This window comes from Streptomyces sp. NPDC092370, assembly GCF_044755265.1.
Lineage (GTDB): Bacteria > Actinomycetota > Actinomycetes > Streptomycetales > Streptomycetaceae > Streptomyces.
In genome coordinates this window covers 95,944-121,496 of record NZ_JBIVQO010000016.1, presented here as the reverse complement: position 1 = coordinate 121,496, position 25,553 = coordinate 95,944, and the positions used below count along the sequence as shown (strand labels likewise).

At 70.8% G+C, this 25,553-nt stretch carries 18 protein-coding genes and 6 pseudogenes; 15 read left to right on the top strand and 9 right to left on the bottom strand.

The window, feature by feature from the left end:
* Positions 1-18: 18 nt before the first annotated feature.
* Together ACIQHQ_RS34220 and ACIQHQ_RS34215 are read right to left on the bottom strand one after the other, a co-directional pair.
* Entirely contained in the window at positions 19-120 is a 102-nt protein-coding gene (locus ACIQHQ_RS34220) for a hypothetical protein (protein ID WP_402619783.1), read from the bottom strand.
* 148 nt (positions 121-268) lie between these two features.
* A complete protein-coding gene (locus ACIQHQ_RS34215) occupies positions 269-640 on the bottom strand; it encodes a response regulator (protein WP_402619708.1) in 372 nt (123 codons plus the stop codon).
* 131 nt (positions 641-771) lie between these two features.
* Between ACIQHQ_RS34215 and ACIQHQ_RS34210 the strand changes: the two genes are divergently transcribed.
* Together ACIQHQ_RS34210 and ACIQHQ_RS34205 are read left to right on the top strand one after the other, a co-directional pair.
* Complete coding sequence (locus tag ACIQHQ_RS34210) at positions 772-1,119, top strand: hypothetical protein (RefSeq protein ID WP_402619706.1); 348 nt, start codon at positions 772-774, stop codon at positions 1,117-1,119.
* 5 nt (positions 1,120-1,124) lie between these two features.
* Positions 1,125-1,823 carry a GntR family transcriptional regulator gene (locus tag ACIQHQ_RS34205; RefSeq protein WP_402619703.1) on the top strand — a complete coding sequence of 233 codons (699 nt, stop codon included), beginning with the start codon at positions 1,125-1,127 and terminating at the stop codon, positions 1,821-1,823.
* Between the two features lie 199 nt (positions 1,824-2,022).
* On the opposite strand, the gene ACIQHQ_RS34200 is transcribed toward ACIQHQ_RS34205, so the two are convergent.
* On the bottom strand, positions 2,023-2,424 hold the full coding sequence (locus ACIQHQ_RS34200; RefSeq protein ID WP_402619780.1) for a gas vesicle structural protein GvpA: 402 nt from the start codon (positions 2,422-2,424) through the stop codon (positions 2,023-2,025).
* A gap of 464 nt (positions 2,425-2,888) precedes the next feature.
* Here ACIQHQ_RS34200 and ACIQHQ_RS34195 point away from each other — a divergent pair.
* A pseudogene (locus tag ACIQHQ_RS34195) lies at positions 2,889-3,068 on the top strand (hypothetical protein); the annotation flags it as partial.
* A 219-nt stretch (positions 3,069-3,287) separates the two neighbouring features.
* Here ACIQHQ_RS34195 and ACIQHQ_RS34190 read toward each other — a convergent pair.
* Positions 3,288-4,343 carry an NAD-dependent epimerase/dehydratase family protein gene (locus ACIQHQ_RS34190; protein ID WP_402619700.1) on the bottom strand — a complete coding sequence of 352 codons (1,056 nt, stop codon included), beginning with the start codon at positions 4,341-4,343 and terminating at the stop codon, positions 3,288-3,290.
* Between the two features lie 568 nt (positions 4,344-4,911).
* Between ACIQHQ_RS34190 and ACIQHQ_RS34185 the strand changes: the two genes are divergently transcribed.
* The 3 genes from ACIQHQ_RS34185 (at position 4,912) to ACIQHQ_RS34175 (ending at position 7,635) form a co-directional block, all read left to right on the top strand.
* Positions 4,912-5,493: a sigma-70 family RNA polymerase sigma factor gene (locus ACIQHQ_RS34185; protein WP_402619697.1), complete on the top strand. Its 582-nt coding sequence runs from the start codon at positions 4,912-4,914 to the stop codon at positions 5,491-5,493.
* Positions 5,494-5,850: 357 nt separating this feature from the next.
* Positions 5,851-6,690 (top strand): alpha/beta fold hydrolase, encoded by an 840-nt coding sequence (locus ACIQHQ_RS34180; protein ID WP_402619695.1) that lies wholly within the window; start codon positions 5,851-5,853, stop codon positions 6,688-6,690.
* A 111-nt stretch (positions 6,691-6,801) separates the two neighbouring features.
* Positions 6,802-7,635, top strand: a complete 834-nt coding sequence (locus tag ACIQHQ_RS34175) for an alpha/beta fold hydrolase (protein ID WP_402619693.1) — start codon at positions 6,802-6,804, stop codon at positions 7,633-7,635.
* A gap of 205 nt (positions 7,636-7,840) precedes the next feature.
* Here the strand turns inward: ACIQHQ_RS34175 and ACIQHQ_RS34170 are convergent, their stop codons facing one another.
* Positions 7,841-11,062, bottom strand: a complete 3,222-nt coding sequence (locus tag ACIQHQ_RS34170) for an AfsR/SARP family transcriptional regulator (protein ID WP_402619690.1) — start codon at positions 11,060-11,062, stop codon at positions 7,841-7,843.
* 741 nt (positions 11,063-11,803) lie between these two features.
* Here ACIQHQ_RS34170 and ACIQHQ_RS34165 point away from each other — a divergent pair.
* The 7 genes and pseudogenes from ACIQHQ_RS34165 (at position 11,804) to ACIQHQ_RS34135 (ending at position 20,852) form a co-directional block, all read left to right on the top strand.
* A complete protein-coding gene (locus ACIQHQ_RS34165) occupies positions 11,804-12,952 on the top strand; it encodes a serine hydrolase domain-containing protein (protein WP_402619687.1) in 1,149 nt (382 codons plus the stop codon).
* Positions 12,953-13,253: 301 nt separating this feature from the next.
* A pseudogene (locus ACIQHQ_RS34160) lies at positions 13,254-13,537 on the top strand (molybdopterin cofactor-binding domain-containing protein); the annotation flags it as partial.
* Between the two features lie 182 nt (positions 13,538-13,719).
* Entirely contained in the window at positions 13,720-14,643 is a 924-nt protein-coding gene (locus tag ACIQHQ_RS34155) for a hypothetical protein (protein WP_402619685.1), read from the top strand.
* Positions 14,644-14,777: 134 nt separating this feature from the next.
* Positions 14,778-15,227, top strand: coding sequence for a peptidase inhibitor family I36 protein (locus ACIQHQ_RS34150; protein ID WP_402619682.1), 450 nt, complete (start codon positions 14,778-14,780; stop codon positions 15,225-15,227).
* Between the two features lie 89 nt (positions 15,228-15,316).
* The gene (locus ACIQHQ_RS34145; RefSeq protein WP_402619680.1) at positions 15,317-15,760 is read left to right on the top strand and encodes a hypothetical protein; all 444 of its coding nucleotides are present in this window, start codon (positions 15,317-15,319) and stop codon (positions 15,758-15,760) included.
* A 147-nt stretch (positions 15,761-15,907) separates the two neighbouring features.
* Positions 15,908-19,810: a helix-turn-helix domain-containing protein gene (locus ACIQHQ_RS34140; protein WP_402619677.1), complete on the top strand. Its 3,903-nt coding sequence runs from the start codon at positions 15,908-15,910 to the stop codon at positions 19,808-19,810.
* Between the two features lie 151 nt (positions 19,811-19,961).
* The gene (locus ACIQHQ_RS34135) at positions 19,962-20,852 is read left to right on the top strand and encodes a C40 family peptidase (RefSeq protein ID WP_402619675.1); all 891 of its coding nucleotides are present in this window, start codon (positions 19,962-19,964) and stop codon (positions 20,850-20,852) included.
* Between the two features lie 394 nt (positions 20,853-21,246).
* Here the strand turns inward: ACIQHQ_RS34135 and ACIQHQ_RS34130 are convergent.
* From ACIQHQ_RS34130 to ACIQHQ_RS34120, 3 genes and pseudogenes are all read right to left on the bottom strand, one after another.
* A pseudogene (locus ACIQHQ_RS34130) lies at positions 21,247-21,486 on the bottom strand (pyruvate formate-lyase 1-activating enzyme); the annotation flags it as partial.
* Positions 21,487-22,593: pseudogene (locus ACIQHQ_RS34125) on the bottom strand (pyruvate formate lyase family protein); the annotation flags it as partial.
* A gap of 10 nt (positions 22,594-22,603) precedes the next feature.
* Complete coding sequence (locus ACIQHQ_RS34120; protein ID WP_402619673.1) at positions 22,604-22,870, bottom strand: STAS domain-containing protein; 267 nt, start codon at positions 22,868-22,870, stop codon at positions 22,604-22,606.
* Between the two features lie 356 nt (positions 22,871-23,226).
* On the opposite strand from ACIQHQ_RS34120, the pseudogene ACIQHQ_RS34115 reads away from it, so the two are divergent.
* A pseudogene (locus ACIQHQ_RS34115) lies at positions 23,227-23,398 on the top strand (helix-turn-helix domain-containing protein); the annotation flags it as partial.
* Between the two features lie 20 nt (positions 23,399-23,418).
* On the opposite strand, the gene ACIQHQ_RS34110 reads toward ACIQHQ_RS34115, so the two are convergent.
* Positions 23,419-23,979: a DM13 domain-containing protein gene (locus tag ACIQHQ_RS34110; protein ID WP_402619670.1), complete on the bottom strand. Its 561-nt coding sequence runs from the start codon at positions 23,977-23,979 to the stop codon at positions 23,419-23,421.
* Between the two features lie 208 nt (positions 23,980-24,187).
* On the opposite strand from ACIQHQ_RS34110, the pseudogene ACIQHQ_RS34105 reads away from it, so the two are divergent.
* Positions 24,188-25,516 (top strand): annotated as a pseudogene (locus ACIQHQ_RS34105) (alanine/glycine:cation symporter family protein); the annotation flags it as partial.
* Positions 25,517-25,553: the final 37 nt, after the last annotated feature.

Below are 25,553 nucleotides of genomic sequence, written 5' to 3'. Positions count from 1 at the left end.
CTCGCCTCCTGGCAGACGTCACCGGCTGGCCCTGGCCAGTACGGCCTCGACTCGGCTGGAGAGCTCCCGAGGGCTGAACGGCTTGATGATGCAGTCGTCCGCACCCGCGGCGAAACACACCTCGGCATCGCCTTCCTGGGAGCGTGCGGTGATCAAGAGGATCGGCAGCGCTGGAGTTGGGTGGTGGCACGCGGTGGGCGGCAGACATCCAGACCGGACATCCCCGGTATACGGATGTCCAGGAGAGCGAAATTTACTTTGTGGTCCATCACTCTTCCTGAGCGCGGGAGGTTCTGTAGGTGTCGATGAGCCCGGTCACAGACGCCCTTCCGAACGGCTTGTCCAACAGCTCTGTCGCCAGGTAGAGCAGATCCGGCGCATCAAGCACGGAGGAGACCACCAGGTGACATCTTCTGGTGCGCTCGTCCGCACGCAGCCGGCGCACGATCTCCCGGCCGTCGATATCCGGCAGCAGAATGTCGATGATCACCATGTCCGGGGGGTCCGCGAACGCCAGCTCCAGACCCTTCACGCCGGACTCCGCTGACACCACCCGGCACCCCAGTGCCCGCAGATGGCGCTCCAGCAGAACCAGGAGATCCCGCTCATCCTCGATCACCAGCACATGCGGATGCTCCACCACGGCCTCCTGTCATCCAGCAGCGACTCTCAAGATCAATGTCACATCACTGGACGCATACCGCATCCGCACGGGGGCCTGGCAGCCGACACACCGGTGCACTTGGGCGTCGTGCCGTCTGCGCCGAGCAGGTGGGCGTCTACAAGTCCCGGCTTCGGGCGTTCGAGTACACGGTGGACGAGCTGGGGGCGGCACCGGACGACATCGTGCACGTCTCGGCCAGCCCGAAGTACGACCTGCCCTCCCCCGCCGCCCTCGGCATCAAGCACACGGTCTACATGGATCGGGGCTTCGAGCCCGACGAGCCGTGGCTCGACTACGAGCGAATCACCGAACATCGCCGACCTGCCGGTCCTCAAGGGCCCGCCGCGCCCTTGAGGGGACGGCCCTCCACTGGCCGGCTTGGGGCCTGGACCGGCAGCCCCGTGCGGCACGGACGAGCTGTAGCCTGTGTGGTCGACAACCGACCAGAGAGGTGACCGGGATGGACCCCAAGTTCGGAGGGTTGGAGCGGACGACGACTCCGGAGGGTGTGTACCGCGTGCTACGCGAAGCCATTCTCGACGGGACCGTGCCTCCCGGTGGACAACTGCGCGAAAGGGACATCGCGACGGATCTGGGGATCAGTCGTTCCCCGTTGCGTGAGGCGCTGACCAGGCTCGAGGAGGAGGGCTTGGTCGTGAGGGTCCCGTTCCGGGGGGCGTTCGTCGTCGAGGTCAGCGCTCAGGAGATCGCCGAGATCGCCTCGATCCGTTTGCTCGTCGAGCCTTATGCCGCGGAGCTTGCCATCGAAGCGCTCCGGGGGCCCGAGCAGCCCAAGTTGACGCAGACGATCGAGGAGCTCAACCGCGCGATCGAGAAGAACGACATCCCGGCCAGCGTCGATGCGCACCTTCAGTTCCACAGGCTGTTCTACGACTTGTCGGGACACGGCACGCTGCGCAATCTCTGGAACGGTTGGGAGACCAAGCTGCGCCTCTATCTCCTGGTCGACCACCCCTCCTACAGCGACCTGCACGACATCGCTGTCGAGCACGCGAGGCTGGCCCAGGTCGCGCTGGAGGGCGACACGGATGTGTTCAAGCGGGAACTGGCCCAGCACTTCCAATCAGCGTTGCGAGGCCAGACCGATGGCAACAGGGACGCGGCGAACGGGTCCGGAGCGCCACCCAGGGGCTGTTGACCAGCAGGATGTTCGGTAAACGAAAACACCTGCGGAACCTGCCCAAGCCTCCCGCCGAGTACGCCGCCTCTCCCGCAGGAGTTGATCACGTCGGCCCGAGCCTCACGCATGGCGGTGCCGGCGGCGTGGTCGACGGCCAGCTCCCAGTCTGGCAGCGCTCCTGGTCCGATGTGATCCCCCGCTCCAAGCCCGGAGGCTCTCATTCTCCTCTGCCGCGCACGGCGGGCCGCTCGGCCTGACGTTCCCGGCCGTCCTCACGTGCCTGCTGGAAGGCGTCGGAGATTGTCTCGGCGGCGCCGGACAGGGCTCCCTTGGTCTTGCCGTGCACGCCGGGCTCGGTCGCTTGCCCTGTGAGCTCGGCAAGTCCGGCCGGCTTGCGCGGCCCCGCTTCCAGGTCGAGGCGGTTGCACGCCTCGGCGAAGCGAAGGTAGGTGTCGACGCTGGCCACCACGATCCGTATGTCGATCGTGAGTAGCTCGATACCGATGAGGGAGACCCGCACGTACGCGTCGATGACCAGCCCGCGATCGAGAATGAGTTCCAGAACGTCGTAGAGGCCGCTGGAACCGCCCCCGCCGCCCTGCTGTGTCGCGACGGTCATCGCGACCAACCCCTTGTCCTCTGTCTCCGCGCGGTCCCGTCGACGCCGTCCTTCGCTGCGACGCAGGCTTGCAGGTGCGAGTAGCCCCACCGCCCTGCCGTCAAACGCGGGTACGCGCTTGACGAAACGGACGCCGTCCGGTCCGACTCCGTGAGTGAGAGGAGGTGAACGGACTGTGAAGACGTACAGGCTAGACCGTGCCGGTACGCCGGGAGGAGGACCGTGTCGAACGCGAGCCGATCACGGGCGAACCCGGGATACCACCCTGTCTGGGCCTGACGTCAGTGAGGCCGAGCTGAGGTCCCCCTCCACCGAGGAACCTGCGGCGGACAGAGACCGGGTCGGTGGAGCGGGTGTACATGACAACCGACGCAGCGGGCAGTGCAATACGACGCCGCACGCCGCCGGCGGCCCCGGCCTGGTGGCCACTGGCACCTGGACGAGAAACTTCATCAAGATCGATGGGAGATGATGCCCAGCGCATCAAGCTGGCGGGCGAACCGCAGCGCGGCCGACGCGGCCACACTCTTCTACCTCCTGGGCGAACCGACGACCGGGCTCCTCCCCGCCGACGTGGAGGCGCTGCGTTGCACGGACTGGTCGACGCCGGGCACACCGTGGTCGTCGTCGAGCAGGACATGTCGTTCTCCACCGACGAGCCGTAGGCGTCGAACCAGGCCGCGTTCATCGGCCCCCGGTTCGGCCCCGCACGTGATCGAGGCGTGCGCCCGGATCGTGCATGCCTGCCCCCGCAAGGTCCGCCACTCCTGGTCGCAGGTGCTGGTGATGGCCGGCTCCGACCCGGGTGATCGAACGGGGCCCGGGCGGCGGGGAAGGACGGCGCCGTGCCCGGCGCGCGCCCTTCAGCCACGCTGCTCCCGCCAGGACCGGTAGTGGTCCACCAGCGTCTCCTCGATCGGGCGGTAGGCGAGGCCCAGTTCGGTGACGCTGCGGGTATTGTCCACGCGGAACCTGATGCCGAGGTGTTTGCGGATGTAGTCCTGGGTGAGTCCGAAGGCTGGGCCGAGGAGACGAACCGGCCAGTGGGGAAGGGCTGTTCGGGGCAGTCGGACGTTGCGGGGGTGGTGCCGGAGGAGGATGCGGGACATCTGGTGGAAGGACGTCATCTCCGCCGCCGCCACGATGTAGCGGCCGTGCGCGCCGGGTTGTTCGGCCGCCGCGATGTGGGCCAGGGCGACGTCCCGTACGTCCGCCGTGGTGAAACTGAAGTCCGGGGCGCCGTAGAAGAAGTAGCCCTTGAGGAGTTCGTCCAGGAGGAAGAGGCTGCCCGAGTCCGAGGCCGGGGTGAGTGGAGGGCCCAGGATCAGACCCGGGTTGACGGAGACCATGCGCCAGCGGTCCTGTGCGGCCTCCGCCTCCCACGCGGCTCGCTCGGCCACCGTCTTGGCGTAGTGGTAAGGGTTGTTCTCGACGGTGCTGGTGGTGTTGAAGTACTTCTCCGACAGGATCCGGTCGTCCATCTCCAGCACGTCGGCGTAGTCGCCGAAGATCGCGCCGACAGTGGAGGTGAACACCAGCCGTTCGACCGTCTCCGTCCGCTCCATGCTCGCGAGCACGTTGCGCGTGCCCAGCAGCGCGGGCTCCACCACGTCCCTGCGGCCGTCCTTGATCTTCTCCGGCATGAGGAAGGGCGAGGCCACGTGGAAGACGACCGCGCAGCCCTTCATCGCCTCGTCGAAGGACCCCTCCCGCAGCAGGTCCGCCTCGAAGAGCTTCAGCCGGCCGGGGTGTGCGTCGCCCATCGCCCGCAGCGGGCCCACCTTCGCCGCGTTCGCGATACCGCGCACGGTGGTGTGCACCCGGTAGCCGCTCTGCAGGAGCTGCCGCACCAGATGGGCGGCCACGAAGCCGCTGCCTCCCGTCACGAGGACCGTCTCGCCGGCCGGGTGGACCTTCACGCGCGCTCTCCTCACCGCAACGGACCTGGCCGGTCATGATCTCACCGTGACAGGCCAGCAGCCCTTCAGGTACCAGGAGTTGGTCGAGCCGGCATCCACCGGCCCCGCTGTCGTCGGTCTCGTGTCCAAGGTTCGCAGGCCCATGCGGGCATGGCCGCCGAGCACTCCGACCACGACCTGTCCGCAGTCGTCGCGGAGGGAGCGCGGACCGGCCTCGCCCGTTTCACCGGCCACCGCTCGACTCGGCCGGACATGCTGGTCGCCCCCGCCGGCTTCCGGGCCACCGGGCTTCGAGCGCTATGCGCCGGCCCGGGCACGGGGCGGCACATCGTTCGGTGTAGCTCCCGATCATGGAACGGATCCATGACCAGCAAGAACGTGCCTGAGCGTGAGGCCGTCGGGTCGGACGGCACATACGACCGTGCGACAAGGGCGGCGACAGGGAGCGCCGGCCCGGCACGACAAGGAGACGACAAGGTTTCGCCAAGGAAACCCGAACAGTGTGGGCCCCATGCTCCCCGTCCGGGAGACACGCCTCAGAACACTTGAACAGGATTGAGCGCCACCTATGAACGGGACCTTGGACGCGGGGATCACCACCCTCGCTCCAGCCCGGGTGCATGCCCGGCATATCGCGTCGAGGGCCGACTGCGACGCCTTCGTCGAAAACCTTTACGACCAGTACGGGCCCCTGCTCCTCCGGTACGCCGCACGACTGCTGGACGGCGACTGGCACAAGGCGGAGGACATTTTCCAGGAGGCGGCGGCCCGCGCCTGGAAGCGCGCCGGGTTCCTGTGCACCCGCGGCGAACACGTCCGGCCATGGCTGTTCACGGTGGTGAAAAACCTGGTCGTCGACCACCATCGGGCCCGCCGGATCCGCCCCCTGGATTGGATGCCCGCCGAGGAACCGGACGCCGTCCGGGACGGCACGGACTCCACCCTCACCTCCCACGTGGTACTCGAAGCGCTTCGGGACCTGAACGAGCGGCAACGGACGGTCATCCAGCTCATGTATTACCTGGGATGCAGCGTGGCCCAGGCCGCCGAACACCTCGGCGTCCCACCCGGCACCGTCAAGAGCCGCGCCTTCTACGCCATGCGAGCCCTGCGTAAGGCACTGGAGGAACGGGGTGTACTCGGCGAGTAACCGCGACACGCCGGAACACGGACCGGCGAAGTCCGGCCCGGACACGTCGGCCGTTGCCCGCAGGGTTCGGAGGAACGGCTGCGGCTCGCCGGTGTGACGCTGATGCTCTCGGGCATCGGCCCTGCCGGCGTCAGACGGGCTTCGGCCGGCCGACGGCCGAGCCGCCCCCGCGAAGAGTGCCTGCCGCCCGGCGTCAGCCGCCCCCGCGACCCGGCCTCCTCCCCTGACGAAGCGACATGACAGTCGAGCCCTTCGCATGCAGGTGTGTGCGATCGCATTCCCTCAATTCGTCGAGCCCGTCACCAATCCCTTTGGTCCTCCACCAGGACCGACATTCCAAGAAAGAGGACGTTCACGATGCACATCACCCGACCGGCCCTTCCGCGCCGCCGGATCACCCTGCTCGGTGTCACCGCGGCCGTGGGCCTGGCCGTCACTGCCGTCACCCTTCCCGGTGCGGCCGGAGCCGCGGCTCGCCACCAGGAGCGGCCGACGATCGTGCTGGAGCACGGGGCGTTCGCCGACGCCGCGAGCTGGGACGGCGTCGTCAAGCGGCTGCAGCGCGCGGGGTACCCGGTGGTGGCCGCCGCCAACCCATTGCGCGGCCCGGCGAGCGACGCCGCCTACCTGCGCAGCGTTGTCGAGCACATTGACGGACCTGTGGTCCTGGTCGGCCACTCCTACGGCGGCACCGTCATCAGCCAGGCCGCCGCCGGACTGGAGGACAAGGTCAAGGCGCTTGTCTACATCGCGGCGTTCCTGCCCGACTCCGGCGAGAGCTCGCTCGGGCTGACGAACAAGTACCCCGGCAGCACCCTCGGCCAGGCGATCGAACCGGTGAACTACACGCTGCCGGACGGCAGCCAGGGTGCCGACGTCTACATCAAGCCGGACAAGTTCCACCAGCAGTTCGCCGCGGACGTGCCGGCGGACAAGGCGCGGCTCATGGCCACCGGGCAGCGTCCGGTCGCGGCCGCCGCGCTGGAGGAGAAGTCCATGCAGGCCGCCTGGAAGACGATCCCCTCCTGGTCCCTGGTCACGACCGAGGACCGGAACATCCCCGTGGCCGCCCAGCGCTTCATGTCGGCCCGGGCGCACGCGCACACGACCGAGATCGACGCCTCACACGCGGTGTCCGTCTCGCGCCCCGACGCCGTGACCCGCGTCGTGGAGAAGGCGGCCCGGACGGTTCGCTGACCGGCGTGACAAGCAGACCGCCCCGCTCCGCCATCTCCCGTCACCCGTGACGTAACCGTCACCCACCACTGTCATCACCAATCGCGTACTCACCGAAAGGCAGCAACCACCATGCCGTTCATCACCGTCGGCCAGGAGAACTCCGCCTCCATCGACCTCTACTACGAGGACCACGGCACCGGGCAGCCGGTGGTGCTCATCCACGGCTACCCGCTCGACGGCCACTCCTGGGAGAAGCAGTCCGCCGCCCTGCTCCAGGCCGGCTACCGCGTCATCACCTACGACCGGCGCGGCTTCGGCCGGTCCAGCCAGCCCACCACCGGCTACGACTACGACACCTTCGCCGCCGACCTCAACACCGTTCTGGAGACCCTGGACCTGCGCGAAGCCGTTCTCGTCGGCTTCTCCATGGGCACCGGCGAAGTCGGCCGCTACCTGGGTACCTACGGCTGCGCCCGTATCGCCAAGGCCGCCTTCCTCGCCTCCCTGGAGCCGTTTCTGCTCAAGACGGACGACAACCCCGAAGGGGTCGACGGCGGTATCTTCGAGGACATCAAGCAGGCCGTCACCGCCGACCGATACGCTTACTTCACCGCGTTCTACCAGGACTTCTACAACCTGGACGAGAACCTCGGTACCCGGATCAGCGAGGAGGCCGTCCGCAACAGCTGGAACGTCGCCGCAGGTGCCTCCTGGTACGCGTCCCTGGCGTGCGTGTCGACCTGGACCACCGACTTCCGCGCCGACCTTCCCAAGATCGACGTACCCACGCTGATCCTGCACGGCACCGCCGACCGCATCCTGCCGATCGAGGCCACCGCCGAGCCGTTCCACCGGGCGCTTCCGCAGGCCGAGTACGTCGTCGTCGAGGGCGCCCCGCACGGCCTGCTGTGGACCCATGCCCAGGAGGTCACCGACGCCCTGCTCGCCTTCCTGGCCAAGTAACCGGCGGCGGCCGGTCGTTCCCGCCGGTGACGGATGCGGCGGGCTCGGCGGTGGCCGTGGCCCGCACCTCTGCGGTGGGAGTGCGGCCGGCCGCCGCAAGGGCCCGCCGATGCTGCCCGGAATGCGCGCCGGCGACGGGAGGAAGGCGGAGTCGGTCGCCGGCGGGGATGCCCCGCCGGCGACTCGGTGCAGCGTCTTGGACCCGCTAACCCCGCCCCGGGGAAGGGAGCTTGCGCGCAGGATCGCCACTCGCCGGGGTCGGCACCTTATGGCTGCCGACGGCCCTCTCCGCCGCGACGGGAACGGGGTCCGCTTCGGTGTCGAGGCCGGCGAGCCTGTCCCGGGCCTCCTGGGCGCTGCGGGACAGCGCCCGCTGTTCGGCGTCGGCGAGCGCGCGGGCCCAGTGCGCTCGGGCGGCCTCCCGCTCGCCCATGGCCAGGCGGGTGTCGCCGAGCCGCATCAGCGCGCCGACGGCGTTCCTGTGGTCCCCCAGTTCCCCGAACGCCTCCACCGCCCGCCGGTAGGTGGCCACCGACTCCTCGTACCGGCCGAGCATCCGGAGGATGAAGCCCAGGACGTCCCAGCCCTGAGCCTGCTGCCAGGGGGCGTCCAGGCACTGGAACAGGGCGAGGGCCTCCTCGCCGTGCACCAGGGCCTTCTCGAGCTGCCCCAGGTTGGAATGGAACCAGGCGAGCTCGACGAGGCATTCGGCCGTCCACAGCTCGTCCCCTGTGGCCCGGGACAGCGCGAGTCCCCGCTCGGAGAACGCCACGGCCTCGGGGATCCGGCCGAACAGGTACAGCGCACACGCCGTGGCGTAGTGGGCGCGGGCCTGTTCGGCGACCACGTCGAGGTCTTCGAAGAGCGTGGTGGCGCGCCTCAGGTGGTCCAGGGCCTGTTCCTGATGGCCGAGGTAGCCGTGGATGCTGCCGATGTGCCGCAGGCAGCGGCCTTCCTCCAGGCGGTCGGCCCGGCGCCGGGCCACTTCCAGAGCGGGGAACAGCGCGGTGATGGCCTCCGGCCAGTATTCCTGGCGGTTCAGGTATTCCTTCAGCGACCAGGCCAGTCCGGTGATGTGGTGGTCCAGCTTCCGGCTGACGGCGGTGTGCAGCAGGCCGGTCAGCACCCGGTGTTCGGCGGTGAACCACCGGTTCGCCTGTTCCACGGTGGCGAGATCCTCCGGGGTGACGCCCGGACTCGGGGAGCCGAGGTCGAGTTCAGGCAGCGAGTCCTGCTTGAACAGCCGGTTGGCTTCATAGGCCGTGAACATGCAGTGGTCCAGGACCCGGAGGGTGGCACGGTGGCGTTCATCGGCGTCGTCGTGGGTGTGGGTGAGTTCGGTGGCGTAGACGCGCAGCAGGTCGTGCAGGGCGAACCGGCCGGGCCGGGGTTGTTCGACGAGGCAGGAGCGGGTCAGGCCGGCGAGCAGGCCGCGTGTGTGAGGGAGGGACAGTCCGGCAAGGCCGGCGGCGGCCGGGGCGCTGATGTCGGGTCCGGGGTGTACGGCCAGGAGGCGGAAGAGACGGGCGGCGGGCTCGTCGAGGGACCGGTAGGACCACGAGAACACGGCCCGGACATCGGTGGTGGTGTCGAAGCCGGTGAACGCGTCCAGGCCGCCGTGGGCCTCGCGCAGGTCGTCGGCGATGGCGTGCAGGGGGAAGGCGGGTTCGAGTTCCGCGCGGGCGGCGACCACGGCGAGTGCCAGGGGCAGGCGTCCGCACCACCGGATGATGTCGGCCGTGGCGGTGGGCTCGGCGGCCAGGCGCTCCGGTCCCAGTCGCCGCGCCAGTGTCTCGTGGGCCTCGGCCGGTGAGGGCAGCGGGAGGGACAGCGGCCTGGCCCCGTCCGTCGCGATCAGGCCCGGAAGCTGGTTGCGGCTGGTGACCAGGGTGAAGCAGCCGGTCCCCGCGGGCAGCAGGGGGCGGACCTGTTGCTCGTCGCGGGCGTTGTCCAGGACGAGCAGGACCCGTTGGTCGGCCAGGAGACTGCGGAACAACGTGCTGCGGGCGGTGGTGTCCTCGGGGATGCGCGGAGCGGGGACACCGAGAGCGGTGAGGAAGCCGTGCAGGGCGTCGCCGGGTTCCACGGCGGGTGCGTGCGGGTGGTAGCCGCACAGATTGACGAACAACTGGCCGTCCGGGAAAGAGGACGCGATGCGGTGTGCGTGGTGGACGGCGAAGGTGGTCTTGCCCACCCCGGGAGCGCCGCCGATGACGATGACGGGCGCACCCGCCGGGCCCGGGCGGGCGGGCGCACCGCTCGCGGCGGACAGCCACGCACCCTCGGCGGCCCGCCCCGCGAACACTCGCAGATCACTCGGCAGCTGCGCCGGGCGCGTCACTCGTGGCGACCCGCTTACGGCACCGTCCGCGGCAGGGTCGCCGCTCGCACCGGAGGGGTCCGCCGAGTCGGCGGATGCCCTGGCGGTCGTGCCGACGGGCGTCGCGTCGTCGGTCTGCCCGCCGGAGGTGACACCGCGGGCCGCGGCGGCAGGACGCACGCCGGAGGGTGCTGCTTCGGTGTGGATCTCCAGCGCCTCGGACCGATCTCCCAGCGCCTCGGACCCCGCCGGCCGGCTCGGACCACCGCTGTCCGCGGTGCCGGCCGCCGAGCCCGCAGCGCCGGCCGTGCCCGGCGGGGCCAGCGGTGGCAGGTCGTGGCGGAGGATGCCCTCGTGCAGGGCCCGCAGCCCGGGGCCGGGGTCGAGACCGAGTTCGTCGGTGAGGTGCCGACGCAGGTCCGCGTAGCGCTGCAGTGCCTCAGGGTGCCGGCCGGCCAGGTACAGGGCGCGCAGCAGCAGGGCCCAGCCGGTCTCCCGCAGCGGATGCTGCGCCGTCAGTTCCTGCGCCGACGCCACGGCTTCCGGTATCCGTCCGTCCAGGAGAAGGGCGGTGGTGCGGATCTCCCGGGTGGTCTGCCGCAGTTCCTCCAGACGTGCGGCTTCATGGGCGGCGAACAGGTGGTGCGTGGCGTCGGCGAGCGCGGCTCCGCGCCACATCGCAAGGGCCCGTTCGGCTTCCCGCAGAACGTGGTCGGGCCGCCCCCGGTCCAGCAGTCGGTGCGCCTGTGCGACGGCCTGCTCGAAACGGACGGTGTCCCGGTTCTCGGGCGGGACGCGCAGCACATAGCCGGCGGGTTCGGTGACCAGCACCCCGAACTCCCTCCGCGCGCGCAGTCTCTGGGGTTCCAGGACGGCGCGGACCTTACTGACGTGGGCGTGCAGGGAGGCCATCGCCCCGCCCGGTGTTCGTCCCGGCTGCTCCGACCACAGTTCCTCGCACAGCGTCTCGGGAGGGACGGCGCGGCCGTCGGCGAGCAGCAGCCGGATCAGCAGCAACCGCTGCTTGCGCCGGCCCGGATCAAGCGCCGTGCCCGCCCGTCGTACCACCAGCGGACCCAGCAACTCGAAGTCGAACTCATCCCCCACAGGCGTCACCGTTGCCACCCAGCACCCCCCAACCGCGTTGCGACCAGCAACGCATGGCCCATCGAGATGTGAGCGACCCGCTCCGGCCGCAGACCGCTGACCTGCCCGGGCCCGGGCTGTCGCGCCATGAGCGCCATGCCGGACGCGGGGGCGCCGCCCTGCCCGGACGCCAGCACGACCCCCTGTCGCGATGACCTGTCCGCCCAGGATTGGGGAACGGTGCAGGTGGCTCGGAGCGGGGAGGACCCCGTCGTCCGCTTCCCGCACACCAGGAGGGACCCTAGCAGGTCGTCACTCAGCGTGAGAGGTTCTGCGGACGGCACGAGCCACCAGGGTCTTCGGAGCAGGGCATCCGTCGGGTGGCCGGGGACGAGCCCGCCCTGGCGGGCATCTCGCCGTGCGTCCGCGCCGGCCCGGCACATGACCCAAGCGTCTTCTTCATTGCCTCGGGAGGTTGCGTCCGAGGTGCTGGCACGTGGCGTCCTCCGTGCGCTGCACCTCCGCCTCAGCCGGACCGAGCTTCCGACGCGCGGGCCGCCCCGGCCTTGAGGCCCCGTACGTCCGAGTCGTCCCGTAGGCCCGTGGTGAAGGCGAGCGAGCCGACCCGGGCAGGGGCGCGGTCCTCGGGCGGCCCGATGGGTCTTCCCCGGGACATCACTTCGATCTGCGGCGGACGTGAACCGGTGTGCCTGTCATCCCGTTGAGTGGACGAGCGAACGCCGTCCACAGTGGGGAAAAGTCATGGTCACCGTCGAAGGAACGACTACGGCCCGGTTCGAGCCGGTCCGCGCGGCACTGGCAGCGCACCTCGAATCCGGCGAGGAGCTGGGGGCGTCGATCGCCATCGACGTCGACGGTGTCATGGAAGTCGACATGTGGGGTGGTCACGCCGATACGGAAAGGACCGTTCCGTGGCGCCGGGACACGTTGGTCGGCCTCTGGTCGACCACCAAGACCCTCAGCAGTCTGGCGGCCCTCGTCCTCGTCGACCGTGGAGCACTGGACCTCCACCGCCCGGTCGCGCACTACTGGCCCGAATTCGCCGCCGGCGGCAAGCAGGACATCGAGGTGCGGCACGTCCTGGCGCACACCTCGGGGCTCTCCGGCTGGCAGCAGCCCTTCACCATGGACGATCTGTACGACTGGCCGACGGCGAGCGCCCGACTGGCCGAACAGGCGCCCTGGTGGAGGCCGGGGAGCGCCTCGTGCTACCACCTGCAGACCCAGGGGCAGCTCGTGGGCGAGCTCGTCCGGCGGGTCAGTGGCCTTACGCTGACGGAGTTCGTCGACACCGAGATCGCGGGGCCGTTGGAAGCCGACGTCCAGATCGGCGCGCGGGAAGCCGACTGGCCCCGTATCGCCCCGTTGGTGCCGCCTTCGCAAATCATCGACATGCCGGCCGGTTCGGATCCCGAGGGCATCTTCGCCAAGACCCTCTTCGGCAGCCCCGCCCGGGACGAGCACGTCGACACACCGCAATGGCGCCGCGCCGAACTCGGAGCCGTCAACGGACACGGCAACGCACGGGGCATGGCCCGCGCTCTCTCCGTCATCTCACGAGGCGGCGAGGCGAACGGTCTTCGGCTGCTCTCTGCGCACACGGTGGGCAAGATCTTCGACGTACAGGCCGACGGGACCGACCTGTTTCTGGGCGTTCCCGTGCGCTGGGGCATCGGTTACGCACTCGCCGACTCCAGGACGATGCCGCACATGCCCACCGGAACGATCTGCTTCTGGGTCGGCCGAGGCGGTTCCATCGCCATGATGGACCTCGATCGGCGCATCACGTTCACGTACACGATGAACCGGCTTGGCGACGGGATCCTGGGCTCGGAGCGCACGCACCACTACCTCAAGCTCGTCTACGCAGCCCTGGACGCCGCGAGATGAAGCCCGTCCCGCGGAGATCAGTCCACGTCGGAATGACGGGCGCGGACGACCCGTGCGGACCTCAGCCTCCGGGGCGGTTGCATTCATCCCCGACTGGCCTGCCCGTACCCGGGGGACACCGCAGGTTTGCCCCGGAGGCGGCACCAGCGCTTCCTTCCCCCTCCCCCTCCCCCACCAGGCCCCCGCAGCTCTCGCGGGCAACGTCAACCCCGCCGTCCCGACGTACTCGCCACACATCGCAAGGTACGCGCCCGCATCCGCAGCGAGAAGGGCATCCGCTGGGTCACGCCGCTTCGCCCGCACCGCTGTGGTCGAGGCGGCCACCAGCAATATGGGGCCGAGCACCTACCCTCCAGACCCGTCGCGGCCGGCGCCGTCGGGCTGACCATGCGTACGGTCACCTTCCGGCTCGGCGACTCCCTCTACCCGCCGACCTCGCCGCACGGCGGCTCGGCGACCATGGCCGGCGTCGGGACCGCCGTCCACGACGCCTGCGCCCAGGTGCGGCGGCGGTGGATCGAGCGGGCCGTCGAGGACCGCGAGTCGCCGCTGCACGGGGTGAAGGCGGACGACGTGGTCATACGGGGCGCCCCTCCCGCCCCTCTCCCCGCCCCGTCCCCCGCGTTGCCTTCACCCCCGCGTCCCCCCTGCTCATCCCCGGTTTCCCGGTCGCAGGGCGGGTGGGCAACGGGAAACCCGTCGACCTCGGCCCGCGGCGGGGCAACTCTGGATCCGTCAGCCGGCGGCGGTGAAGGGGGGCGGTGTCCATGCGACGGGTACTGGTGTCGATCTGTGCGACGGTGGCGGCCACCGCGGCCGTCACGACCGGGTGCGCCGGTGGCGGTGACGACGACGACCGTGCGCAGAAACCGCGTTCGCGTCCCGCGGCGCTGACCTGGCAGCAGGAACTGCGCGTCGCCGACGCACAGCAGCGTCTGACCAAGCAGTGCATGAACCGCCGTGGCTTCACCTTCTGGGAGGACCGCGGTCTGACACTCGACGAGAGCCGGCCGGTGCGCTTCGTTCAGGACGATGTGGCGTGGGCCCGCACCCACGGGTACGGCGGCCGGATCGAGACGAAGGGCCAGGCCCTCCGTGCGCGCAACCCCGTCGGCACCTACCGGCAGAGCCTCTCCGCCGACCGGCGCGCAGCCTTCGACGCCGCGCTGGACGGCGGCGCGGACACGCGCGTGCTCACGGTGACCCTGCCCGGCGGCGGGGAGATCCGCAAGCGCCTGGGCGGCTGCATGGAAGAGGCCGAGCGCAGACTGTACGGCGATCCGGCCGCGTGGTTCCGCACCGGCAAGGTCGTCACGAGCCTCAACGCCCTCTACGGCGAACAGCTCATGAGGGACCGCCAGCTCAGCTCCGCGGTCCGGTCATGGTCGCGGTGCATGAAGCGGGCTGGACAGCCCTACCGGGATCCCCAGGCCGCCCGTGACGCCGCCCGAGTCAACACCGGCCGACTGGGACCCACCCGTTCGGACGAGGCGTTCGCAGCCGAGCGGAGGATCGCCGTCGCGGACGCCACCTGTGCCCGGCACACCTCCCTGAGGGCCGTGGTCACGGCCCGGGAGACGTACTACCTGGACCGCCTGCGTGACCGGTACGGCAAGGACATCGACACCTACCGGCACCTCGGTCGGCAGGCCTACGACCGGGCGGTGCGCATCGTCCCGGAGCGCCACTGACCACTCCGCGCTCCGGAGCGGACACCGCTCACCGGTGCGGTGCCGAACGCCGGGCCGCCGGCCCGGCGTACCCGTACCCGCACCTCCGCACGACCGGCAACACACCGACAGTGACAGGAAACGAGGAAAACAGCATGCGCAAGATCCGCGTCACCGCAGCGGTCCTGGGGCTCGCCGCCCTGGGCCTCGCCGTACCCGCCACCGCGCAGGCGGCCGAGAGCGCCGTTCCCGGCCCCGGCTGCAACAGCAAGTGGGGACCGCGCAACGGTTACATGTACGCCTGGCAGGACCTGGACTGCGGGGGCACCCTGCTGATCGCCACACAGGGCAACAGCAGCAACTGGGGTACCGCGGCCAACGACAAGGCCACCTCCGTCATGAACCGCGGTTACACGGGCGGCCTGGACCACGTCGCCTTCTACCAGAACGACAACTACACCGGCGGCCACGCCTGTCTGGCGCCGGGCGAGCTGTACGCCGACAACCTGACCGACAACCGGTTCAACAACGGCGTCATCGTGAACGACAACATCACCTCGCACCGTTGGGTGGCCAGGAGCGCCTGCGGGGCCTTCCTGACCTGATCCGCGCACCGGTGAGGAACGGGCGGCCCGCGGCTGCGCGGGCCGCCCCGCCCTTCCGGTGCCCCGTCCTCACAACCAGGGGGAACACCATGCGCAAGATCACCGTCACGGCGGCCGTGCTGGGTCTCACCGCGCTCGGCCTCGCCGCCCCCGCGGCCGCGCAGGCGGCGCAGCACCCCGTCGCCGGGCCGGGCTGCGCCGACAAGTGGGGTGTGCCCGACGGGCGGTTGTACGCTTGGGACGAGCAGGACTGCGCGGGCACCCCGCTGCCCGTCCCGTACAGCGGAGACTGGGGCCCGGCCGCCGACAACCGGGCCTCCTCCGTGATGAACCGCGCCTACGCCGGGGCCTTCGGCCACGTGGCGTTCTACGACAAATCCAACTACATCGGCGCGAACGTCTGCCTCGCCCCGGGCGAGCGGTACGCCGACGTCCTGACCGACGACCGGTTCAGCGACGGCACCGTGGTGAATGACGCCATCAGCGGGCACCGGTGGGTGAACGGGAACGCCTGCGGGGCCTTCCTGACCTGACCTGATCCGGCTCAGCGAGCGACACAGAACGTCCGGAACCGCCCCGCGGTTCCGGACGTTCGCGTTTTCGCCACACCGGGGAAAGGTTGGCTGCCCTGAGCACCCCCGCAGTAGCCTGGACATCCGCCGTCTCACGGACGCACTGCCATGGGGGACACCGTGGGAGACCCGCAGCACGGGCATGACACCGACGACCGGAACGGGCGGGACCGGGACGCGCTGACCACGCACTCCTTCCCCGCACAACTGCGACGACTTCGACAGGCCCGCGGCCTGTCGCTGACCGAGCTGGCACGGCAGACGCACTACAGCAAGGGCTACCTCAGCAAGATCGAGACCGGGACGAAGCGGGCGACCCTCGATGTCGCCCGCCTCTGCGACCAAGCGCTCGGCGCGGACGGAGAGTTGCTCAGACTCGTCCGGGAGAGACCGCCCGCCGACGGCGGGGACGCCCCCGAGGCCGCGCTCACCGGACGTGAGACCGACGGAGCGTGTCCCTATCGCGGCCTGTCGGCGTTCACCCCGCAGGACGCGGAGTGGTTCTTCGGCCGGGAACGCGCGACGGCCACCCTGGTGGAACGGGTCTTCGAACGGGTGGGCGGCGGCCCCCTGTTATTGGTCGCTCCCTCGGGCGCGGGCAAGTCGTCGCTGCTCAACGCGGGACTGGTGCCCGCCCTGCGGCGCGGCGACTTCCCGATGCCGGGCGCCGACCGGTGGCCGGTGGTGACGTTCACGCCCACCTCGCGGCCCCTGGACGAGCTGCTGGAGCGCACCGCGAAAGCGGTGGGCGGGGATCTCGGCGTCACCGTCGAGGAAGCCCGGCGGAACCCCGACGCGGTACTGGACGCCGTACGCGCCATGACGGACGCCTCGTCCGCGGCTCCGGGGGACCGCCGGCCCCCGCCCTGCCGGCCGGTGCTGATCGTCGACCAGTTCGAGGAGCTCTTCACGCTCTGCGCGGACGAGGGCGAGCGGCGCTCCTTCGTCCGGGTGCTCCGCGCGCTGGCGGCGGCCCCGCCGCAGGGCAGCGGGCACGGCCCCGCCGTGGTGGTGCTCGGCATGCGGGCCGACTTCACCGGCAACTGTCTGGAACTGCCCGAACTGGCCCCGGTCTGCACCGACGGGCTGTTCGTGCTGCCCCCGATGTCCGAGGCGGAGCTGCGGGAATCCATCACACGCCCGGCGGAACTCGCCGGACTGACCCTCCAGCCGGGTCTCGTGCCCCTGCTCCTGCGCGACGCGGGACTGCGCGACGGACCGGGCACCGCGGAAGGTACCCGCCCCGGAGCCGACGAGACGCCCTCGGGCGCCCTCCCCCTCGTCTCCCACGCCCTGCTGGCCACCTGGCAGCGGCGTGAGGGCTCCGCGCTGACCGTCGCCGGGTACGAGCGGGCCGGCGGGATCCAGGGCGCGATCGCACGCACCGCGGAGAACGTCTTCGCCAGGCTGTATCCGGCCGAGCAGAAGACGCTCCGCCGTGTCCTGTCCCGCCTGGTGTACGTCGCGGACGGGGCCGGGGCGACCCGCCGCCGGATGAGCCGGGCGGCGCTGATGGAGCAGCTCACCGACGCGGACGGCGCGGCCGCAGCGCTCGACGCCTTCACACGGGCCCGGCTCATCACGATGGACAGCGACACCGTCGAGATCACCCACGAGGCCCTCCTCCACGCCTGGCCACGGTTGCGCGACTGGATCCACGCCGACCGTGCCGGACTGCTGCTCCACCAGCAGCTGGCGCACGCCGCCGCGGAGTGGGAGCGCGAAGGCCGCGATCCGTCCGCCCTGTACCGCGGCACCCGGCTGAACACCGTGCGTTCCTGGGCCGACGAGCTGGACGGATGGAGCCGGCTCAGTCCCGGCGAGGAGGCGTTCCTCAGGGCGAGCCTGGCCGAGCGGGAGGTGCTGGAGCGGCAGACCAGACGCCAGGTCCGGCTGCGGCAGTCCATGCTGGCCACCCTCGTCGTACTGCTGGGGCTCGCCCTGACCGCCGGGGCTCTCGCCTACCAGCAGCGCGAGAGCGCCCTCGACCAGGAACGTGTAGCCCGCTCCCAGGCCCTCGCCGTACGGTCCGCGTCGCTCGCCGGGGGCCAGCCGGAGGCGTCGATGCTGCTGGCCGGGGAGGCCTACCGGGCCCACGCCACCACCGAGGCGCGCGGCGCGTTGCTGAGCACACAGTCACAGCCGTTCTCCGGAAGGCTGGGCGGCCACCGGGGCCCGGTCAACGCGGTGGCCTTCGCGCCGGGCAACCGGTCCCTGGCGACGGCCAGTTCCGACGGGACGGTGACGCTGCGCCGGGTGCACGATCGCCGTACGACCGCCACGTTCGCGGTGCGCGGTCCGGTCCGCTCGATCGCCTTCAGCCCCGACGGCCGCCTCCTGGCGGCGACGTCGGCACACGGTCCCGTGAGTCTGTGGGACGTCGCCGGGGCCCGGCGGACGGCCGTGCTCGGTGAAGGCACCGCCGGCGCCCGAACGCTGGCCTTCGACCCCCGCGGGGGCAGGCTCGCCGTCGCGACCACGCGCGGGGTGATCGAGGTGTGGGACACCGCGCGCAGCCCACGTATCACCGCCACCCTGACCGGACACGCGGGGACGGTCAACGCCCTCGGGTACGCCCGGGACGGCCGGGCCCTGGTCTCCGCCGGCACCGACCGGACGGTGCGGCTGTGGGACACCGACCGGGCGGGGCAGGTCACGGTGCTGAAGGGGCACACCGACGAGGTGCTGGGCGCCGCGTTCTCCCCGGACGGCCGCGAGGTGGCCTCCGGCGGCATCGACCGGACGGTACGGCTGTGGGACGTCCGCGGCCGCCGGCTCAGCGCGACGCTGTCCGGGAGCAGTGACGACATCAACGCCGTGACGTACACGCCCGACGGCGCCACCGTCATCGGTGCGGGCGGTGACGGCACGACCCGGCTGTGGGACGTCCGCAGTGGCCGGCAGACCGCCGTGCTGGCCGGTCACACCGACTACGTCATGGGGGCGGCCGTGACCTCCGACGGCGCCCTGCTGGCCACCGCCGGGTTCGACCGGTCCGTCGTCCTGTGGGACCTGGGCGGCCCGGTGCTGACGGCACGTCCGTTCACGGAGGTGTGGCAGGCCCGGTACAGCCCCGACGGGTCGCTGCTGGCCACCGCCGACACCGACCACACCGTGCGCCTGTGGGAGGTGCGCGGGCGGCGGCTGCTGGCGACGCTTCGGGGCCACACGGAGACGGTCTTCTCGGTGGCCTTCGCACCCGACGGGCGAACCCTGGCGTCGGCGGGCTCCGACGGCACGATCCGGCTGTGGGACGTGGCCGCCCGTTCCTCGCTGAGGACGCTGACCGGCCACACCGGGCAGGTGCTCTCCATCGCCTTCGCGCCCGACGGCCGGAGTCTGGCCTCGGCCGGCGCCGACCGCACGGTGCGCCTGTGGGACGTGGACGAACGCACGCCGCGGGCGACGCTGACCGGCCACCGGGACTACGTCAACGGCGTCGCTTTCAGCCCCGACGGCCGGACCCTGGCGAGCGCCGGCGACGACCTGGCCGTACGGCTGTGGGACGTGTCGGCGCGCCGGCCGCTCGGCACCCTGAACGGCCACACCGGCGCGGTCCGCAGCGTCGCCTTCGCCCCGGACGGGCGGACCCTGGCCAGCAGCGGCAACGACGGCGCCATTCGGCTGTGGGACGTGGGCCGGCGCCGCGCGCAGGCCGTCCTGACCGGGCACACCGGCTCCACCCGGGGCATCGCCTTCGCTCCGGACGGCCGTACGCTCGCCAGCAGCGGCAACGACCGTACGGTGCGCCTGTGGGACGTCGTCGAACGGCGTCCGTGGGCGACGTTGACCGGGCACACCAACGCGGTGTGGAGCGTGGCCTTCGCCCCCGACGGGCGCACGGTCGCCAGCAGCAGCACGGACGGCACCGTACGGCTGTGGGACCTCGACCCGGGGGCGCGGCTGGCGGAGATCTGCCGGCTGCGCGCGGACCTCGGCGCCGACGAACGCGCCGAACTCCTTCCGGGGGTCCCGCTCTCGGACGGGGGTTCCTGCGACGGCCGGGACTGAGGCGGCGTTCCTGCTCGCAGGGGGTTTCCCAAATGTTTCCCGTTGCCCGTCGGCGGGAGTCGACGGGCGGGATGTCGACGGGCGCGGGGCACTGCCAGCAGGCTGCTGTGCGACCACTTCCTCACCGCCTACAGGAAACGGGGGTCCTGGCATGGTCCGCCGGACCGGTCTCATCCGCACACTCATCGCCTTCATGGCCCTCATGTTCTGGGCGCCGGTGTCCGCCGCCGCCGCGCCCGGCCCGGCGTCCGCGCCACGGGCGGCCGCCGCTCCGTGCGGTGCCCTCGCGCCCGGGGCCTCCCCGGCAGCGGAGCGGGCGATCGCCGCCGCCTGCGCCGAGGTGGCGGCCGGCACCTGGTACACGTGGGGCGGCGGCCACGGCTCCCAGCCGGGCGCCACCTACGGGCAGGTCGACCCGACCGACCCGGACAGCGCGCACGACCCCGAGCGGCTCGGTTTCGACTGCTCCGGCCTGGTCCGGCACGCCTACGCCAAGGCGACGGGCTCCGACATCCTCAACGGCATCGCCAGCCAGCAGTACTACACGCACCGCGCGGCGGCCCGCTTCACCGCAGCGCAAGGCCTCGCCCCGCTGCTGCCGGGAGACCTGCTCGCCTGGGGCACGTCGAAGGACCTGCACCACATCGCCATCTACCTGGGCGCGGGCAAGATGGTCGAGGCGAAGGAGTCGGGCACCCGGCTCATGGTCAGTGACGTCCGTATGAACGGCTACTTCGGAGCCGTCCGCGTCAACACCGGCCAGGTCACCGGTCACATCCACCAGACCTGGGGCACCGGTGTGTGGACCAAGGCGAAGCCCTCGCTCGGCGCGGAGCGCGTGTACGCCTTCCCGTACTCCACCACCATCCGGGTGCAGTGCCAGATCCACGCGGAGATGGTCAGCGCCGAGGGCTACGACAACGACGTGTGGTCGTACCTGCCGGACTACCGGGCGTGGGTGAGCAACATCTACATCAAGGGGCCGGCGTGGCTGGACGGCGTCGGGGACTGCGGGACGACGACACCCGTGCCGATGGTGTGACGAGGGCGCGGCACCGTCCGTGACCTCAGAGGACGCAAAGCGTCGCGAGGGCCCCGTCACCCGGTGGCCACCCGAGCGTCTGGCGGCGCGGCAAGCGTGAACTTCGCCCGCCGCCTGCCTCGTTGAGCGCCCGCGTCGGGCGCGCGTGATCCGGTCGCCGTACGGCCGACTGTCGTACCCGGCACCGTCCATCAGATGGTGCAGAACGAAGCGCCAGGGAACAACGCCAAGGCCAGCACCCCGATCCGCAACAGGACCGGGGCCGCGACCGTCAAGGGCCGGGCCGGGCCGAGGCCCGGCCCCTGACGGTGCGCCAGTCGGGACGGCGCCGGATGTCTTCGACGCAGGCCCGACGGCCGAGGGCCGGGGCCGGTCGGCCCCGTTTTCGCCTGCGTCAGTGGGCCACGAGTCCGCGCGCGCGGAACTGACCTCGTACCCGGTCCACAAGCACCGCGTCGGGGACCGGGGCGTCCCGCAGGGGGAAGGGGATGCCCAGCGCGTCGTACTTGGCGGCGCCGAGCTTGTGGAACGGCAGGATGTCGACCCGCTCGACGCAGTCCAGGGCGGAGAGGAACCCGGCGAGGGCGTCGACGGCGTCCGCGTCGTCGGTCCAGCCGGGCACCAGGACGTACCTGCGCGGCGACCACAGCACGGTCAGGTTCGGTTCCGGGGCGGGGCCGAGGTTGTACGGCGTCTGCAGGAACCGGAAGGAGGTGCGGGTGACCAGCGGCCGGCCGTCGGCTCCGATGCCGCCGATGGACTCCGTCACCCATGTCGGATCGCCGGAGAAGAGCGCGTCGTACTCCGGGGTACGCAGGAAGCGCACGAGGCGCAGCTTGATGACGAAGTCGTCGATCAGCTCCTGGGCGCGCCTCTCGTCGAGCAGCCCTTCGTCCAGGTCCCGCTGGAGGTAGACGTCCAGGAAGGTGGACGTGCGGCCCAGCGACATCGCCGCGCCGTTCTGCTCCTTCACCGCGGCGAGGAAACCGAGGTAGAGCCACTGGATCGCCTCGTGCGCGGTGGCGGCGGGGCGGGTGACGTCACAACCGTAGGTCGCGGCCATTTCGGTCAGCTCGCCCAGCGCCCGGATCTGCTCGGCCAGCTCCTCGCGGTCGCGGATGACGTCCGCGGTGGAGGGCCGGGCGTCCAGCAGGGCGCGCTCGGCACGCTTCGCCTCGACGAGCCGCTCGGTGCCGTACAACGCGACGCGGCGGTAGTCGCCGATGATGCGTCCGCGGCCGTACGCGTCCGGCAGGCCCGTGATGATGCCGACCTTGCGGACTGCCCGCATGGCCGGGGTGTAGGCGTCGAAGACGCCGTCGTTGTGGGTCTTGCGGTACGTCCCGAAGACCTGCGTCACGAACGGGTCCGCCTCGTAGCCGTAGGCCTTCAAGCCGTTCTCCACCATGCGCAGTCCGCCGTTGGGCATGATCGCGCGTTTGAGGGGGGTGTCGGTCTGCAGGCCGACGATCAGCTCACGGTCGCGGTCGATGTAGCCGGGGGCGTGCGAGGTGATCGTGGAGGGCGTGGCGGTGTCCACGTCCAGAATGTCTGCAGGGTCGTTCACACGGCTGATCGGTGGGGGGCCGCCGAGTCGGCCTCGCCGCAGGCGGTGGCCGTCTGGGTCCGAAGGCTGCGGGATGACCGCACGGACGCCGAGGAATACGCGCGGTCGACGGTGAGGAGACAGCCGCTTCGGGCCGCCCACAGAACCCCGTTTCCTCGGGTCCGATCCCGACAGCCCGGTCCATTCACGAACCGTCCCGCAACCCCAGGTGAGCGGTCAGTCCGGCCCGGCCTGCGGCGGCATGAACGACCGGGCTGACCGGTCTGTACACCACCTCGATGCCCGCCAGAGGCATGGTCTGGCGGATACCCAGCAGAGTGTAGAGACAGGCGGAGTCGCAAAAGATGATGCCCGACAGATCCAGCACTAGCAGGCCTCCTGTCGAGCGGGCAGCGAGTACGGCCAGGTACTCACGCAGCTCAGCGGCTGTGTCGACGTCGAGCTCGCCCACGAGATGCAACGTCAGTCGTGATCGGAGGCGCGCTTGGCTCCCCGGGTGGATCGAAAGTCTCGGCGCTGGGCGCAGCGGTTCGCGCACCGATGCGGGAAGGTCGCCGTCCGAGGACACTGCGTCGGCGCTCTCATGTGGTGAGCTCGGCTGCTGCTGCGGTGACATGAGAGTTCCTGGAGGCTCGGCTGAAGGTGCCGACCAGGCTTCCCGGCGCTCCAGGAGTAGCCGCGGCGCCTCCACGACGGCAGCTTTGCTCAGAGCAAAAATCGCGTCAAACCAAGTTCACGCTTCGCCTCCTCGTGCGCCTTCCCCTCCAGCCACTGTGACGGCTGTGAGCTCACTGCCGCGGCATCTCTTGCGTGGCCGCCCAGACAGCACGCCGCCTCACCCTCGGCGTGCGGGCCCTGGCCTACCGGCTGGAACGCATCCACAAACTCACCGGTGCCGGCCCGGCAAATCCGCCCGCCGCTGCGTGCGGCAGACCGCGCGATCGGCGCACGGCTGCTGGACCGGCCCGCCGAGGATCTCCCACGCGCCGTCGTGGAACGTCAGGTGCGAGCGAGTTCGGCTGCGCCGAAGGACACGTCGAAGCGGTCGCACCAGATGCTCACGCTGGTGTACCGGGACGGGTCGACGTCGGCGGGCACGGCATAGTTCTGACTCCCCTTGTTGCCCTTGAGCTTGCCGAGGCTGACGTACGCGCCGTCGTCGAAGACGTGCCACCCGGCCTGCCCCTCCTTCACCGGCGCGTCGGTCAGCCACACGCGCAGATCCGGGCCGTTGCTCGTGTCGAGGTCCTCCAGCCGTACGACATGGGAGCCGTCGGGGAGCCGTACGAGCTTCACGCTGCCCGAGGTGGCGTGCTCGTGGCTGATCAGTTCGCCGCCCGCCAGCGTGCGGGGCCGGGGAGCCGGGGAAGGCGACGCGGAGGGCGCTTGGGCCGGAGGCGCCGCCGGGGCCACGACGCCGGGCAGTGCCTCCTGCACGGTTTCGTCCTGCCACAGCTTCCACGGCTGGAACCAGTACAACCCCAAGCCCACCCCGGCGACAGCCATCACCAGCACCCCGATGACCAACGACCTGCCCCGCGTCTTCCGTCCACGCCCCATGTCCGCCTCGATTCCTGAGTGACTGCCCGTCTGTGCCATTCAACCGGCCACGCAGGCGGCGTGGGCTCCGGCGCGGATGACGAAAGTCTTACGTCATGGCGGCTTCCGTGAGCACGGCCGCCTTCTCGATAAGTGTCCGATGAACGGAACCAGGGCTCCGTATAACGGTCTGATACCGCGCGCTGGCACTTTCGGCCACTACTGCCAGTTAGACGTGGTGCGCGGGAAGTATGACGAGAAGGGGTCGGCGGGCGAGGTCAACCACTTCCAGGCCCTGACCGCCGCCGTCTCCGGCACGGTCGGCCTCGGAAACATCGCCGGTGTGGCCGTCGCCGTCTCCATCGGCGGCCCCGGCGCCACGTTCTGGATGATCCTGTGCGGCCTGCTCGGCATGGCCACGAAGTTCGTCGAGGTCACCCTCGGCGTGAAGTACCGCGAGGTGCACCCCGACGGCACCGTCTCCGGCGGCCCGATGCACTACCTGCCCAAGGGTCTCGCCGACCGCTTCGGCTCGGGCGGCAGGAAGCTCGGCAAGGTCCTCGCGGTCCTCGCCTCCTTCATGATCCTCTTCTTCGGCCTGTTCGGCGGCAATCTCTTCCAGGTCAACCAGTCCTACGCCCAGTTGGTCAGCGTCACCGGCGGCGAGGACGGCCTGATGGGCTCCTCCGCCGGCGCCCTGTTCTTCGGAATCCTCGTCGCCGCGCTCGTCGGCATCGTGCTGCTCGGCGGCATCCGCTCCATCGCCAACGTCACCAGCAAGCTCGTGCCCGCCATGGCGGGCATCTACATCGCGGTCTGCCTCGTCGTCATCCTGGTCCACGTCACCGAGGTCCCTGCCGCCATCGGCACGATCATCGAGGGCGCCTTCAACCCCGAGGGCGTCGCCGGCGGTGTGCTCGGCGCGCTGATCATCGGCTTCAAGCGAGCCGCGTTCTCGAACGAGGCCGGTCTGGGCTCCGCCCCCATCGCCCACTCCGCGGTCAAGACCAAGCACCCCGCCAGCGAAGGGCTCGTCGCCCTGCTGGAGCCGTTCATCGACACCGTCGTCATCTGCACTATGACCGCGCTGACCATCGTCATCGCCAACCCGGCCAGCTGGGCCGAGGCCCGCGCCGGGAAGTCCATCGGCGGCGTCACGATCACCTCCGACGCCTTCGAGACGGTCCTGCCCTGGTTCCCGTACATCCTCACCGTCGCCGTGATGCTGTTCGCCATCTCCACCGTGCTGACGTGGGGGTACTACGGCCTCAAGGCCTGGACCCACCTCTTCGGCCGCAGCAAGGTCAGCGAGCTGGCATACAAGATCGTCTACACGCTGTTCGCCGTCACCGGTTCGCTGCTGACCCTGCAGACCCTGATCGACATGGCCGACGCGGTGCTCTTCATGCTCGCCGTCATCAACATCATCGGCCTGTACCTCCTCGCACCGGTCGTCAAGCGCGAGCTCAGCTCCTTCCTGGAGTTCGTCCGCGCCCGCAACGCCGGTGAGACCACGGACGGCGACGAAGACCAGGAGCCGGTGAAGACCACCGTCTGACCGCCCCCCGGCGGCCCGGCTCCTGTACGGGCCCGTG